Source organism: Streptomyces sp. TRM68367, assembly GCF_014495685.1.
GTDB lineage: Bacteria > Actinomycetota > Actinomycetes > Streptomycetales > Streptomycetaceae > Streptomyces.
Genome location: NZ_JACTVI010000018.1, coordinates 15,566 through 30,119 on the forward strand (window position 1 = coordinate 15,566; position 14,554 = coordinate 30,119).

14 protein-coding genes are annotated in these 14,554 nt (G+C 70.2%); 7 read left to right on the forward strand and 7 right to left on the reverse strand.

Annotated elements, in window-relative coordinates:
- Nucleotides 1–300: 300 nt before the first annotated feature.
- Nucleotides 301–519: a hypothetical protein gene (locus H8R17_RS14780; RefSeq protein WP_187823639.1), complete on the forward strand. Its 219-nt coding sequence runs from the start codon at nucleotides 301–303 to the stop codon at nucleotides 517–519.
- A 190-nt stretch (nucleotides 520–709) separates the two neighbouring features.
- Here the strand turns inward: H8R17_RS14780 and H8R17_RS14785 are convergent, their stop codons facing one another.
- The 4 genes from H8R17_RS14785 to H8R17_RS14800 all read right to left on the reverse strand — a co-directional run bounded on the left by H8R17_RS14785 (nucleotide 710) and on the right by H8R17_RS14800 (nucleotide 3,969).
- Nucleotides 710–1,570 (reverse strand): hypothetical protein, encoded by an 861-nt coding sequence (locus tag H8R17_RS14785; protein WP_187823640.1) that lies wholly within the window; start codon nucleotides 1,568–1,570, stop codon nucleotides 710–712.
- Between the two features lie 206 nt (nucleotides 1,571–1,776).
- Nucleotides 1,777–2,088: a hypothetical protein gene (locus tag H8R17_RS14790; RefSeq protein ID WP_187823641.1), complete on the reverse strand. Its 312-nt coding sequence runs from the start codon at nucleotides 2,086–2,088 to the stop codon at nucleotides 1,777–1,779.
- A gap of 148 nt (nucleotides 2,089–2,236) precedes the next feature.
- A complete protein-coding gene (locus H8R17_RS14795) occupies nucleotides 2,237–3,319 on the reverse strand; it encodes a hypothetical protein (protein WP_399476727.1) in 1,083 nt (360 codons plus the stop codon).
- Nucleotides 3,319–3,969, reverse strand: coding sequence for a hypothetical protein (locus H8R17_RS14800; protein ID WP_187823643.1), 651 nt, complete (start codon nucleotides 3,967–3,969; stop codon nucleotides 3,319–3,321). The genes H8R17_RS14795 and H8R17_RS14800 overlap by 1 nt, the downstream gene beginning before the upstream one ends.
- 318 nt (nucleotides 3,970–4,287) lie before the next feature.
- Between H8R17_RS14800 and H8R17_RS14805 the strand changes: the two genes are divergently transcribed.
- From H8R17_RS14805 to H8R17_RS14825, 5 genes are all read left to right on the forward strand, one after another.
- Nucleotides 4,288–7,251: a bacterial transcriptional activator domain-containing protein gene (locus H8R17_RS14805; RefSeq protein ID WP_187823644.1), complete on the forward strand. Its 2,964-nt coding sequence runs from the start codon at nucleotides 4,288–4,290 to the stop codon at nucleotides 7,249–7,251.
- Between the two features lie 11 nt (nucleotides 7,252–7,262).
- Nucleotides 7,263–8,102 carry an A24 family peptidase gene (locus H8R17_RS14810; protein ID WP_187823645.1) on the forward strand — a complete coding sequence of 280 codons (840 nt, stop codon included), beginning with the start codon at nucleotides 7,263–7,265 and terminating at the stop codon, nucleotides 8,100–8,102.
- A 72-nt stretch (nucleotides 8,103–8,174) separates the two neighbouring features.
- Nucleotides 8,175–9,377 (forward strand): cyclic dehypoxanthinyl futalosine synthase, encoded by a 1,203-nt coding sequence (mqnC, locus tag H8R17_RS14815; RefSeq protein ID WP_187823646.1) that lies wholly within the window; start codon nucleotides 8,175–8,177, stop codon nucleotides 9,375–9,377.
- A gap of 23 nt (nucleotides 9,378–9,400) precedes the next feature.
- Nucleotides 9,401–10,006 carry a hypothetical protein gene (locus H8R17_RS14820; RefSeq protein ID WP_187823647.1) on the forward strand — a complete coding sequence of 202 codons (606 nt, stop codon included), beginning with the start codon at nucleotides 9,401–9,403 and terminating at the stop codon, nucleotides 10,004–10,006.
- 77 nt (nucleotides 10,007–10,083) lie between these two features.
- Nucleotides 10,084–10,779: a demethylmenaquinone methyltransferase gene (locus tag H8R17_RS14825; RefSeq protein ID WP_187823648.1), complete on the forward strand. Its 696-nt coding sequence runs from the start codon at nucleotides 10,084–10,086 to the stop codon at nucleotides 10,777–10,779.
- A gap of 27 nt (nucleotides 10,780–10,806) precedes the next feature.
- Here H8R17_RS14825 and H8R17_RS14830 read toward each other — a convergent pair whose 3' ends face one another.
- Complete coding sequence (locus H8R17_RS14830; RefSeq protein WP_187823726.1) at nucleotides 10,807–11,121, reverse strand: PASTA domain-containing protein; 315 nt, start codon at nucleotides 11,119–11,121, stop codon at nucleotides 10,807–10,809.
- A gap of 119 nt (nucleotides 11,122–11,240) precedes the next feature.
- Nucleotides 11,241–11,747 (reverse strand): GNAT family N-acetyltransferase, encoded by a 507-nt coding sequence (locus H8R17_RS14835; RefSeq protein WP_187823649.1) that lies wholly within the window; start codon nucleotides 11,745–11,747, stop codon nucleotides 11,241–11,243.
- 97 nt (nucleotides 11,748–11,844) lie between these two features.
- On the opposite strand from H8R17_RS14835, the gene H8R17_RS14840 reads away from it, so the two are divergent.
- Nucleotides 11,845–13,149, forward strand: coding sequence for a geranylgeranyl reductase family protein (locus H8R17_RS14840; RefSeq protein ID WP_187823650.1), 1,305 nt, complete (start codon nucleotides 11,845–11,847; stop codon nucleotides 13,147–13,149).
- 196 nt (nucleotides 13,150–13,345) lie between these two features.
- On the opposite strand, the gene H8R17_RS14845 is transcribed toward H8R17_RS14840, so the two are convergent.
- A complete protein-coding gene (locus H8R17_RS14845; RefSeq protein ID WP_187823651.1) occupies nucleotides 13,346–14,179 on the reverse strand; it encodes a C40 family peptidase in 834 nt (277 codons plus the stop codon).
- Between the last annotated feature and the right edge of the window lie 375 nt (nucleotides 14,180–14,554).

A 14,554-nucleotide genomic window follows, 5' to 3' on the forward strand; every position in this document is an offset into this window, starting at 1 on the left:
ACCGACAGACCCTACTGGAACCCATAGAACGTGACGAGCCCTCACGAAACCCGGATACCGAAGGCCGGGGTCATGGGAGAACCGACAGGTCGTGTGAAGGATTCAGCCCATTCGGTGACCGCATTCACACACTGATGAAACCGACGGCACGGGGGCGGCCCGTATCGACATCGTACGACTGGCCGCCCCATCCCTCGCGTGCTTTGATCTGTGGGCGCAGTCACCGTAATTCAGTCCCGATTCCGGGCCTCAGGTGAACTCCGCCACCTCGAAGCATTGAAACGAAGGGAAACGCGCGCCATGAACATTGCCCGTCAGGTCGAAACGGCCGAACTGTCCGACGCCGCCCTGGACAGCGTGTCCGGTGGCCAGGCAGGCGTCCCCGCGCTCGGCGGCGGCGGATCTGCCGGCCTCTACATCGAGGCCGGCCCCCTCACCGTCTCCGGCGGTGGCGCCCTCGCCGCGTCGCCCCAGGGCATCGCGGGCGACCTGCACTTCCAGTCCGCGCTGAACAGCTGACGCACCACCTGCCGAGGCCCCGGATCCCAACGGACCCGGGGCCTCGGCGTGTCACGGGCGAGGCCACGGCCGCGACCTCACGTATCCGCGCGCGAAACCGCTGCGGTTCGAGGTCGGTGGCGAGGTCGTGTTCACCCGGCTCGTACGGCGTCCCCGGACGCGCCTGGGACATTCGGTGCCGAACGGGCCTCTATGCGGGGGCTGCTGAGTCCGGCTCCTGATTGCCAGGTGCAGCGCTTGGGTTCGTCGGCTGCTGTGACGGCTGTGGGGCACTGCTGCTGCTGCTGCCGCCGCTGTTGCTATCGGATCGGTCGTCACCACCGTTGGTGCCTTCGGTGCTTCGACTGGATCGGCGCGTCTGCCAGAAGGCGACCAGTCCGCCAACCCCGCCAAGTGCTGTCAAGGCCGCCAGGATCTCTTTCCAGGCTGACTTCATGAAGCTCAGGAATCCGTTCTTGTCCTCCTGGATCTCGATTTCTTGCCGAACGGGGATCGGCTCTGCGATGACCGTGTCCGTGTCGTCGAGGTATGCGGTGACTGTCAGGTTGACTACGGCTTTCCCGGCTTTGGGTGTGCTGATGGTCCACGACCACGAGGCGTCGTCTTTGGTGCGCAGTACGGGTTTCTTTTCCGAAGAATTGCTCACGCACCTGACGCTGGGGCCCGAGCAGTGGAGTTGGACGCCCATCAGTGCTCCGCTGGGGGCCGGCCTCTTGTCCTTGTCTTTCGGGGGGACCGCCTTACGTCCCGTAGCACCGTAGAGTGTCGCTTCAAAGGCCAGCGAATCGCCAGCCTTTGCATCACTCAGAATGGTGTAGACGAGCAATCCCTCGGAGAGTCCCTCCTGGGCCTCGATGATCTTGGTTCTGTAGTCGCTCCGGGGCTCCCTGCCGTGTGGCGGCACCACCTGAACCTGGTCGGTAGCGCTGATCCCCGCCGTGATGACCCCTGCCAACCCGGCGAGTACAGACGTGGCGATGCCAACGATTACGTGCGTCGGTAGGCCGGGATGCCTGCTCCTGCGCTTCCTGTTCTCCTGCGGCACCGACATGGATGCGTCCCCCGGTTGGCCTGTCCTGCGACGCGCCCGAAGCACCCTCTCGTGGCGTCTCGCGTCGGCAACTGTGACGTAGAGGCCACCAGTTGTGGCATATACGCCTGCGCTTGTCCACTCGCCCCGGGCACGCAGATCAGGAAGTCGGTCAGCGATCCACAACCTCGACTGAAAACGCCACGCTCACAATCCCGGCCACGGACTCATTTGCCTTCGCCGCCGCCACCTCCCCCTTTCCCCCTCGCGTCCTTCGTCTGCACGGCCTTGTCGACCTGCTTGGTGAGTTCGTCGTCGAGCTTCTTGAACTCCCGGACGACGGCCTCGGACATCTCGGCGAGCGCGTCGAGCTGCTGGGTGATGTCCTCCCGCCCGTCCTCCCAGTTGGACTCGAAGTCACCGAGCGCGTCATTGACGCTGCTGTCACCGATGTCGTCCCGGTACGACTCGAAGAGCTTCTTGGTGTGGTTCAGCCGCGTCTTGATGGACCGCAGTTGGCGCCCGTACCCCTCCAACATGGACGTCTGATCCACAGACCGACTTCGACGTGTCCGGCTCGTCCGACGAAATGACGGCCCGCTCATCAAGGGTCGGCACACGGCGGCCGGACAGCCGCGGCCGGACTCGCCCTCTGCGTCGCCTTCATCGCCTGGGGGTTCCTCCGGTTCACCGGTTGACGGCCTGGATCTCCTGGACGTTCATGTCCTGGGTCGTCTCGAAGGTGCCGTCGGGGAGGTCGCCGCCGGTGCCGTCGCTGCCTTGCCAGGTGATCTGCCAGGTGATGCTGGCCGACAGGTGGTAGGGGGTGCCGTCTGTGGCGTGGAGGTAGCGGATGCCGCAGGGTGGGGTCTTGTCGGCGTCGCCCCGGGTGTACGGGGTGCCGATCGAGCCGTCGTCGTTGATCTGGCAGTCGCCGGAGGCGGGGAAGGTCTCGGCGTCCTGCGTGCCGGGGTCCAGGTGGAGGGCTACCGGCTTGGCGGTCGTCTCGGCCCACAGGCCGGTGTTGGGGAGTTCGGCGCGGACCTTGATCTCCTTGAAGGTGCCCTTGTCCAGCCAGACCCAGGTGGGGAGGTTGACTGTGGACTTGTTCTCCGGCTTGAGGTCGACCTCGGTCTTGGGGACCTTGACCTTGTTGTAGGCGTACTCGGCGAGCGTCTTGGGCGTGGGAGCGTTCGGTACGTCGGGGATGTTGCCGGCGTCCTGCCAGAACATGACGCGGTCGCAGGCCCATGACTTTTTGTCGGTGGGGTCGGGGGCGACGCCGCGCCAGAAGTAGCCCTTCTTGCCGATGTTGTAGTTGTCGTAGCCCTTGGCGGTGGAGAGGGAGTCGTCGTTCCAGTTGGTGGCGTCCTTCTTGTCCCGGTAGTGGTCGGTCCATAGCTTCTCGCCGTACCAGGACACGTGGGGGCTGACGTCTCCTTGGCCGTTGGTCTCCGAGAACCTCTTCAGCTGCTCCGGGGTGAACACGGGCTCGTACCAGCAGGGCGGGGGCGTCCAGTTCACGTCTGTCGACGAGACGCTGCCGGTGTCACCGCCGGTGGGGCCACTGACCTGGGTGACCTTGATCTGGGAGTGGGCAGCGGAGGCGAACAGTTCGTTGCCCTCGGCGCCACCGGACGGCCCGGAAGAGGCCGGGGGCTGATTCGCGTTTTCCGCGGGGCCGTTGGCACGGGCCACGCCACCGGCCCACAGCACCGCTGCAGCGCTCACGGCTGCCCCCCAGGGCAGAATCCATCGCGGAGGTGTCATCACTGGCATTCCTTCGCCTGGCCCCTGACCTGGATGACCTGTGTCTTCCAGATCTTGGAGGAGCCGGAGGGAGTCAGGAACATGCTGTACTTCTGGTAGCTGTCCAGATTCTCGTCCGTGTAAAGGATCTTTCCAGTCTTGATCTCCTTGCCGTAGAACTTGGCTTGGTTTCTACAGAAGGTGACAAGGACGCGTTTGCTGCTCAGTGTGGTGATTTCTTCGTTGTAGTACTTGTCCGTCCCAGTGGGGGTCCAGCCGCCCTTCACCCAGGCCTGGATCTGTGACTTCGCGTACGCGGCCGCCTGGTTGCCGGAGTAGTACTGGTACGCAGGGTCGTTGGGATCCTGTGCGGCGAAGCCGTGGTTCAGCGCACGGATGTAATTCTCCGCGTCGGCAAGCGCAGCCGCCTGCTTCGCGTCGGACGGCTTGTCGAAGTCGAAGACCAAGTCCAAGTCACTGGGCACGCTGAGGTCGGGACCGTCACCGCTTTCCGGCGCGGACGCCGCAGCCGAAGCAGACGGGCTCGCCCCCGTGTCCGCCCCCTTGATGTCCTCCGGCGATGCGTCGTCGCCTCCGCCGCAGGCGGTGAGCAAAAGAGCCGCCGCCGTGGTGAGTACGGCGGCGGTGGTGGTGAGTGCGTGGCGGGCCACGGGCGTTCTCCCCCGGTGATTGTTCGTCGTCGTGCGTGTGCGGCAGGGAACGAAGCTATCAGGGGCGGGTAATGGCCCCTTGAGAGGCGATGGTGGGGACGTGAGGAGTGTGTCGTGGCGGTCGCGAAGGGCTTGGATCGTGGCGGTGGCGGGCTGCGGGCAACTCGGCCTTGATGTACATCGCGTGACAAATCGGGCGTCGACTCGGGCCTCCTTTTCCACAGCCCTTCGACGACCACCGAAGAGTCAATAAGATCTCTGTAGGCTCACTACACCCCTCAACGCCCCGCACACCCCACACCATCCAGGACACCCGCCATGCCGCGACGCCGCACTTCAAGCTCGTCAAGCTCGACGGCTCCCGCCACGGCCCCATCCTCGGCGCCGAGGAACCGGACACCACAGCCGGTGCGGGCGCGCAGGCGTACGTTCGGGGACTTCGTCAAGGCGTTCCTCGCCTTCGTGGCCCTGCTCGTCCTCGTCGTCGGCGTGCCGGGCGCGCTCGCCGTGACCGTCGGGTGGCCGCTGCCCAGCGGGGCGCCGAGCCTCGACTGGTTGCAGCAGGAGATCACCGTCACGACGTTCCTGCACATCCTGACCGTCGTCGTCTGGCTCGCCTGGGCCCAGTTCACGGCCTGCGTGCTCGTCGAGGTGAAGGCCGCGCTGTCCGGCGTCGGCGTGCCCGGGAGGGTGCCCGGCGCCGGGCCCAGCCAGCTGCTGGCGCGGCAGCTCGTCGCCGCGCTGCTGCTCGTCGGCGCCACCGCCGCGAGCCTCACGCCGGGACTGTCGCAGTTCGGGCAGCACCACCTGGAGGGGAACCAGAAGCCGTCCGTCGCCGCCGCCCAGCAGACCCCGGGGCTGTTCGCCCAGCAGCAGGAGCAGGCCACCGGCACCGCCGCCGCTCTCGCCGAGCAGGCCTCGCATGCCGCGGCGCAGGCGCAGGCCGAGACCCCCACCGCGTCCCAGCACGGCGACATTAAGTACTACCGGATCCAGCCGCCCGAGGGGCGCCACCACGACTCCCTCTGGGAGATCGCCGAGCGGCACCTCGGCGACGGACGCCGGTACCACGAGATCTTCGAGCTCAACAAGGACCGGGTCCAGCCGGACGGTTCCCGGTTGTCCGAGGCCAGCCTCATCCGGCCCGGGTGGATCATGGAGATGCCCGGGGACGCGCGTGGTGGGGATCTCGTCGAGATGCCCGACCAGGCTCCTCGTGTCTCGCCGGACGTGCAGCAGCAGATCGATGCCTACGCCCAGACCGGGGACCACGCTCAAGGCGGCGCGCAGGCCGGCGGCGGTGCCTCGCACGTCTCGCTCCCGGAGCAGCGGCCCGCCACCGACACCGGCCCCGCCCCGCAGCACCAGCAGCAGGCCGGGAGCACCGAGTCGAGCAGCGACTCGTTCGGCCTGTCCGAGGCCCTCCTCGGCGCCCCCCTCCTCGCCGCCGGTCTCCTCCTCGCCCTCGGCCGCCGGCGCCGGCAGGCGCTGTGGCAGTCGGCCTTCGGTGCCGTCGGCGGACGGCGCGGCATGGAGCCGCCCACCCCGACCGGGGACGCCCAGGACGTGCAGGACGCGCTCCTCGTCGGCGCCGACCCCGAGGGCGTACGACTGCTCGACCGGTCGTTGCGCGGGCTCGCCGCCTCCCTCGCCGCCGAGTCCCGGCCGCTGCCGACCGTGTACGCCGCCTGGCTGAGCAACGGCGATCTCCACCTCCAGCTCGCCCAGCCCGCGGGAAAGCCGCCCGAGCCCTGGCAGCTCGGGCAGGACCAGACCTTCTGGATGCTGGCCCGCACCGACGCCGAGCGGTACGAGGACGTCGACACCGCCGCGCCGTACCCGGGTCTCGTCAGCCTCGGCACCATGGACGACTCCCGGCTGCTGCTCAACCTGGAGTCCGTGCCCGGCATCGTGTCGCTGAGCGGCCGCGAGGCCGACCGCGCCGCCGTGTTCGCGTCCCTCGCCGCCGAACTCGCCACCAACGGCTGGTCGGACCGGATGACCATCACGCTCGTCGGGTTCGGGCAGGACCTCACCCCGCTGGCACCCAGCCGGCTGCGGCACCTCGACGGCATCGAGGACCTCGTCGAGACCATGGAGGCCGAGACCCGGCAGCGACGCGGTGCACTGGGCGCCGCCGGGCACGACTCCGTCCTCACCGGGCGGACCGGACCCGCCCAGCACACCCGCTGGGCCCCGCACCTCGTCCTGCTCGCCGCCCAGCCCTCCGCCGAGGACGCCGTCAAGCTCGCCGAACTCGCCGCGGACGCGAGCCGCCTCGGCATCGGCTACCTCGTCGGCACCGAGACCGGCGACCTGCCCGGCGCCGCCTGGGAGATGGAGATCACCGGCGAGGGCAAGCTGCTCGCGCCCCTCCTCAGCCTCGAACTCGACGCCCAGCTCCTGCCGGCCGACCAGCAGCGGGCCGTCGTCGAGCTGTTCGTCGACCCCGAGCACCGGCCGGACGGACCGGCCCACACTCCGCCGTTCCTCGTCGACATCAGCGAGCAGGGGCGGCCCGCCGTCTACGCCCGCCTCGTCGGGCCGTACGAGATCATCGGGCTCGATACCCCGGACGGCGAGCGGAGCGCGCTGCTGCACGAGGCGCTCGCCCTGCTGCTCCTGCACCGCGAGGGCGTGCACCCGCGCGTGCTCGCCTCCGCGCTGTGGCCGCGCGGCGTCACCGACGACGTACGGGAAGCCCTCCTGGACCGGCTGCGCGACTGGCTCGGCACCGACCCCGACGGCAGCCCCCGGCTGCGCGCGGACCGGACGGGTCGGCTCACGCTCGCCAAGTCCGTCGTGTCCGACCTGGACGTGCTGCGGTCCCTCTACCACGAGGCCACCCAGGGCAAGGGCGTCGACAGACGCGCGGTGCGCGGGCGGCTGCTCAGGGACGCGCTCGTGCTGGTGCGCGGGCCGCTGCTCGCCGACCGGCCCGAGGGCCGCTACCGCTGGCTCACCCACGAGATCGTCGACGCCCAGCTCCCGCTGCTCGTCGCGGACACCGGGCTCGCACTCTCCGAGTTCCACATGGAGAAGAACCGCGCGGAGAAGGCCATCGAGGCGCTGGGCGCCGCCCTGCGCACCGCACCGGCCGACGAGCGCCTGTGGAACGAGCTGCTGCGCGCCACCCACGCCACCGGCGACACCGCCCGGCTGACCGCCCTCGCCACGGACCTCATCGGCCGCAGCGGCGCCCGCGGTCTGCCGCCGCGCACCGAGGCGCTGCTCGACGAACTGCTGCCGACGTGGCGCGACTCCGTCGCCGCGGTCGGCTGAGCCGTGCCTTCGTGAGCACCGGTCTGCTGGTTCTCGCCGCCGCGCTGTGGGGCGCGGCGGCCGGGGCGTTCCTGCCGCGCGCCGCCCACCGCTTCTCCGCGCCGGCGGGGGAGCCGTGGCGCGACGCGTGTCCGGCCGGGCACCCCGTCCGCGGGTGGCTGGGACGGGCACGGTGCGCCCAGTGCGCGGCGCCCACACCGTCGTACGGCTCGGGTACGGCTGCTGCGGCGTCCGGATCGTCGTACGGCTCGGGTACGGCTGCTGCGGCATCCGGCTCGGGTACGGCTTCCGCGGCGCCCGGGCCCTCGTACGGCCCCGGCACCACCCCCCTCGCCATCGCCACCGCCCTCGTCTGTGCCGCCCTCGCCGCCGCCACCGGCACCCGGCCCGAGCTGGGCGTCTGGCTGCTGCTCGGGCCCGTCGGCGTGCTGCTGGCGGTCGTGGACCTCCGCGTGCGGCGGCTGCCGGACCCCCTCACGCTCCCGTTCGCCGGTGCCGCGCTCGCCCTCCTCGGGCTCACCGCGCTCGTGCCCGAGCACGCCGGCGACTGGACCACCGCCCTGCTCGCCGCCCTCGCCCTCGGCGCCGGCTACTTCGTGCTGTTCCTCATCAACCCCAGCGGCATGGGCTTCGGCGACGTGAAGCTCGCCCTCGGCGCGGGCGCCATGCTCGGCTGGTACGGCTGGCCCACGGTCATGCTCGGCACCTTCGCCGGCTTCCTGCTCGGGGCGCTGTACGGCGGCGCCCTCGTCGTCGCACGCCGGGCGGGGCGCAAGACGGCGATCCCGTTCGGGCCATTCCTGATCGCGGGGGCGTTCCTGGGGCTGCTGGCGGGCGCGTACGCGGCCTGACCGTCGCGCAGTGAAAGGGCTGGCGTACGCTGGATCGGTCCGTTCAACCCCCTTGAGGAAAGGGCCGCCCCGGTGACCGAGAAGGCCGACGACCTGCAGTCCGTCCTCGACCGAGCCGCCGCGGGCGGGCGCATCACGCCCGAGGAGGCGCTCGCGCTGTACCGCGACGCCCCGCTGCACGCGCTGGGTGCCGCCGCCGACGCCGTACGCCGCCGCAGGTACGCCGGTACCGAGCACATCGCGACGTACATCATCGAGCGGAACATCAACTACACCAACGTGTGCGTCACGGCGTGCAAGTTCTGCGCCTTCTACGCCGCTCCCAAGGACAAGGCCAAGAGCTGGACGCGCGACCTGGACGACATCCTGCGCCGGTGCGCGGAGACCGTGGAGCTGGGCGGCACCCAGATCATGTTCCAGGGCGGCCACCACCCGGACTACGGCGTCGAGTACTACGAGAAGCACTTCCGCGCCATCAAGGAGGCCTTCCCGCAGCTGGTCGTCCACAGCCTGGGGGCGAGCGAGGTCGAGCACATGGCCCGGATCTCCGGCGTGTCGGTCGAGGAGGCCATCACGCGGATCCACGAGGCCGGCCTCGACTCCTTCGCCGGCGCCGGCGCCGAGCTGCTGCCCGCGCGCCCGCGCAAGGCCATCGCGCCGCTGAAGGAGTCCGGCGAGCGCTGGCTGGAGATCATGGAGATCGCGCACGGGCTGGGCGTGGAGTCGACCTCCACCATGCTCATGGGCACCGGCGAGACGAACGCCGAGCGCATCGAGCACCTGCGGATGATCCGCGACGTACAGGACCGCACCGGCGGCTTCCGCGCCTTCATCCCGTACACCTACCAGCCCGAGAACAACCACCTGAAGGGCCGCACGCAGGCCACCCTCTTCGAGTACCTGCGGATGATCGCCATCGCGCGGCTGTTCATGGACAACATCGCCCACATCCAGGGCTCGTGGCTTACCACCGGCAAGGAGGCCGGCCAGCTCTCCCTGCACTACGGCGCCGACGACCTCGGCTCGATCATGCTCGAGGAGAACGTCGTGTCGTCGGCCGGCGCCAAGCACCGCTCCAACCGGCTGGAGATCATCGACCTGATCCGCAAGGCGGGGCGGGTCCCGGCGCAGCGCTCGACGACGTACGAGCACCTCGTCGTCCACGACGACCCGGCGAACGACCCCGTCGACGACCGCGTCGTCTCGCACATCTCGTCCACCGCGATCGCGGGCGGCACGGCGCACCCGGAGTTGAAGCTCCTGGCCCCCAACTAGGGCTGCATGCAACTAGGACCCGCATGCTGACCCTGCACGCCGACTCCCGCGGCCGCGCGCTCGCCGTCGAGGGGGAGTGGATCGCGGACGCCGGAGACGTGGCGGACCTCGGCGCCGCCCATCCACGCGCGCGCGTGCGCAAGTGGCCCGGCATCCTCACGCCCGGACTGCTCAGCCCGTACGGCACGGAACTGCTGGAGGAGGCCTACCACCCCGATCCGCGCGAGGCCGACGAGCTGGGCACCGAGCCGCTGACCGGGGATGCGCTGGCCGCCCTCGGTCTGGACGACGCCCGCTGGGGCGGCAGCGCCCGGCGCGCGGTGCAGCGCATGCTGGCCCACGGCACGGTCGCCGCGGCCTGTGAACCGATGCGCAACCGCGCGGTGAAGGACGCCGTGCGCCGCTCCGGGCTCGGGGTCGTTGGCCGGCTGGGCCGTCCCGGCGGTGTCCCCGCGCTCGACCCGTTCGCCGCCGGACAGCCGGTGGACTTCCTGCCTCCGCGGGAGCGCGGCTCCGCCGCCCGGTTCGCCGTGTTCGACGTACGGGACGAGGCCGAGCTGGCCGAGCGGGGAGCGGGGACGTGCGTGGCGACGGTCCTGGGCGGGCGGCTGGTGTACCGGCGGCGGTAGCCGCGACGGCCGGGTGGTCCGCGGCGTCGTACGGCCGCGCTGCGAGCCCGGACGGCCCTGCTGCAAGAATGGCCCCCGTGACCCGCGCATCCCTGGACAAGCAGCCGCACGAAGTCGCCTCGATGTTCGACGACGTGGCGGAACGGTACGACCTGACCAACGACGTGCTGTCGCTCGGCCAGGACCGGCGCTGGCGCAAGGAGGTCGCGAAGGCGGTCGACGCGCGCCCCGCGCAGAAGGTCCTGGACCTGGCGGCCGGTACGGGGACCTCCTCGCTGCCCTTCGCGCGCACGGGCGCGTACGTCGTCCCGTGCGACTTCTCCCTCGGCATGCTCCAGGTCGGCAAGCGGCGCCAGAGCTGGCTGCCCTACACCGCCGGGGACGCGACACGGCTGCCCTTCCGGGACGACGTCTTCGACGCCGTGACCATCTCCTTCGGGCTGCGCAACGTGCAGGACACGGACGCGGCGCTGCGCGAGCTGTACCGGGTGACGCGGCCCGGCGGACGCGTGGTGATCTGCGAGTTCTCGCACCCGACGTGGGCGCCGTTCCGGACCGTCTACACCGAGTACCTGATGCGTGCTCTGCCGCCGGTCGCGCGCGCGGTGTCCTCGAACCCGGACGCGTACGTCTACCTCGCCGAGTCCATCCGCGCCTGGCCCGACCAGCCCGCCCTCGCCGAGCGGCTGCGCAAGGCCGGGTGGTCGCGGGTGGCGTGGCGCAACCTGACCGGCGGTGTGGTGGCCCTGCACCGGGGGTTCAAGAAGGGCTGAGCCCCTCCGGGCATCAGCGCGGCGGGTTCAGGTGGCGCCCCTGATCATCTCGAACGAGCCTCCGGGCTCGTCGAGCTCGCGTTGCAAGCCGCCCCGCGGGGGTTTCGGCACCCGAGGCTCGCGCATGCCTCCGCCGCCCTCCCCCTCACCGAAGTCGAACCACACGTACACCATGGACTCCCGCGGCACCTCGGAACCGGGCTGCGGGTACTGGCGTACGACGTAGTCGACGACGGTCAGATGGAAGTCCGGCCGGTCCGGCGCGTTGAGGAGCAGACCCTGCGCCCGGGCGGTCTCGCATGCGTCCACGGCCATCAGGCCGACCAGGTGCGGTACGCGCACTTCGGGTGTCTTGGGTGTTATGTGCACAGATGTCACCCCCAGCGGTACTGGAAGGGTAACCCCGCCCCGTGCCCGCCGGAAGCGCCAAGTACCGTTCTGTAGCAGTCGGTTACCCTGTGTCACAGATCCAGTCGGTAGCAGTGTCCCTCGCGCTTCGACACCGGCGCCGTGAAGACCTCGGCGAGGTGCATCCCGAGGCGCTGGGTGACCGCGATGGATCTCTTGTTCTCGGCGGCCACCATCGCCACCACGCTCGGTACGCCCGCCGCGCGCACCCGGTCGAGCGTCTGCCGCGCGGCCGCGGTGACGTATCCCTTGCCCCAGTGCTCCCGCCCGAGCCGCCAGCCGATCTCGATCTCGCCCATGGGGCCCCAGTCGTACGGCCACGGCTGGGCGCCGGTGAAGCCGAGGGCCTGGTCGTCCTCGTCGAGCATGGTCCAGAAGCAGAAGCCGTACTGGGCGTCGTGGCGGCGCTGGCGGGCGGTCAGCTCCTCGTAGACGGACAGCTCCTCGGACTTGCCGCCGTGGAACTCCATCACGTCCGGGTCGTCGAAGATCCGGTGCCAGGCGAACGCGTCCTCTTGGTTTGGGACACGCAGCCGTACTACGGGGAGAGCTCGGTTCACGGGGCAGCCCTTCAGCTGGTTGATCAATTCTGCTGAATAGACTGCCCATGTCCAGTGCCGGTCGGCACACAGATTTTGAACTTGGGGAGATCCCGCCGTGACTGTCGTGACCGAGCCCCATTCCGTGCCCCTCTCCGAGAACACCGCCGATGTCATCGTCGTGGGCGCGGGGCCGGCCGGCGCCACGACGGCCTATCACCTGGCCAAGGCCGGACTCGACGTCCTGCTGCTGGAGAAGACCGAGTTCCCGCGCGAGAAGGTGTGCGGCGACGGGCTCACCCCGCGCGCGGTCAAACAGCTCGTGGCGATGGGCATCGACATCTCCGAGGAGGCCGGCTGGATGCGCAACAAGGGGCTGCGCATCATCGGCGGCGGTGTGCGTCTGCAGCTGGACTGGCCGGACCTCGCCTCCTTCCCCGACTACGGCCTCGTCCGCAAGCGCGACGACTTCGACGAGCAGCTCGCCCGGCAGTCGCAGAAGGCGGGCGCGCGGCTGTACGAGCGCTGCAACGTCGGCGCCCCGGTCGTCGACGACCGCACCGGCCGCATCACCGGCGTGCACGCCAAACTGGGGGAGGAGAAGCGGGAAGTCACCTTCCACGCGCCCCTGGTGGTGGCCGCCGACGGCAACTCCACGCGCCTGTCCCTCGCGATGGGCCTGCACCGCCGCGAGGACCGCCCGATGGGCGTCGCCGTCCGGACGTACTTCACCTCCCCGCGCCACGACGACGACTACCTGGAGTCCTGGCTGGAACTGTGGGACCGCCGCGGCCCCCAGGACCGACTCCTCCCCGGCTACGGCTGGATCTTCGGCATGGGCGACGGCACGTCGAACGTCGGCCTCGGTGTCCTGAACACCTCGTCGTCCTTCAAGGAGCTGGACTGGCGGGAGATCCTGAAGGCCTGGTGCGCGTCCATGCCGGAGGACTGGGGCTACACCCCGGACAACATGACCGGGCCCATTCGCGGCGCTGCGCTGCCGATGGCCTTCAACCGCCAGCCGCACTACACGAAGGGTCTGTTGCTCGTCGGCGACGCGGGCGGTCTGGTGAACCCCTTCAACGGCGAGGGCATCGCCTACGCCATGGAATCCGGCCAGATCGCCGCCGACGTCATCGTCCAGTCCCACGCGCGCGCGACCCCGGCCCAGCGCGAGACGGCCCTCCGGCACTACCCGCGCGTCCTGAAGGACACCTACGGCGGCTACTACAACCTCGGCCGCGCCTTCGTGAAGCTCATCGGCAACCCGAAGGTCATGCAGATCGCGACGCAGCGGGGCCTGACCCACCCCCTGCTGATGAAGTTCACTCTCAAGCTCCTCGCCAACCTCACCGACCCCACGGGCGGCGACGCGATGGACCGCATCATCAACGGCCTGAGCAAGGTGGCGCCGAAGGCGTGACGGCCGCCGGTGTGAGCCCTGGGCGCGCGGGTGCCGCGCCCCGGGGCGGGTGACCGACCACGAGCGCCGGGGCGGGTGGGCCGTCCGCGAGCGGCCCAGAGAGCGCCCAGAGAGGGCCCAGGAGCCCTTCTGCGGCAGCACGGGAGGGCCGCCGCCCCCGAGGGGCAGCGGCCTCAGTCCGTACGGTGTGCGCGGCTCAGAGCACGCGCACCGCGCCCGACGCGGGGTACCCGGACAGGTCCTGGATGACGACGCCCTTGGACGGGTTGGCCGCGTCCAGGTACTGATCGTTACCGATGTAGACACCCACGTGGTACGCGGAGCCCTTGCTGCCCCAGTACAGGATGTCGCCGACCTGCAGGTTGGACAGCGAGACCTCGGTGCCGGCCATCGACTGGTCCTGCGAGACGCGCGGCAGGTCCACGCCCACCTGCCTGAAAGCGGCCTGGACGAGGCTGGAGCAGTCCCAGGCGTTGGGGCCGGTGGCGCCCATCACGTAGGCGTCGCCCACCTGCGCCTTGAGGAAGGCGATGACCGCCGCAACGCTGCCGCTGGACGGCGCGGGCGCCGTGGACGTGCTGACACTGGCGCTGAGGGTGGCCCGCTCCGCGTTGCGCGAGGCACGCTCGGCTGCGGCCCTGCGGGCGGCCTCCGCGGCCTTCTTCTTGGCCTCCGCCTTCTTCTTGGCCTCCGCGAGGTTCTTCTTGGCCTCCTCGGCGGCCTTGGCGGCCGCGGCGTCACGCTCGGCCCGCAGCTCGTAGCTCGCGGCGGCCAGCTCGGTGGCGCTCGCGGACTCGGCGACCTGAGCGGACAGGTCGGCCGTCAGGGTGGGCAGCTCAAGAGTCTGCGTCGCGGGCTCGGCGGCGTTCGCCGAACTCGACGCCCCGGCCACTGCCAAGGTGCTGAGTACGCCACCGGCAACTCCGGCCCGCATCGCGATCGTGGAGGTCGCGTTGCGGCGGGGTTTCCGGTGGCTGCGTATGTGAGCGGTGTGGGACATGAGACCAACGGGTATCAGGGGCTCCTCCATACCTTCAAGAAACGTGTGCTGCGCCACAGTTGTTCAATCAGCGCCCCGAGCCCCGGGCGTGTCGCTCTTTATTGACGCCGTAACGGACATTGCGGACGGGCCGTAACCGGCCCGTGATCTCGACCTTTGATCGTTATGCCCGAATTGCCCCACGCCTACCACTTGTTGGGACAGATGGCCAATCCCCCTTCCCGTGCGCGTCTCGTGCATGTGGCGCAGGTCACGGAACGGTTACCGGGGCGGCCCGCGTCGCACGGCGCGGCCGGCTGGCCGGATCCACTCGTGAACGCGTGCACGCGTCCACACCTCATCGCGCCCCCCTCTCGGGTGTGAATGCGGGCCACTAGCAAGCGGTCGCGCCCAGCGCGAATTTGC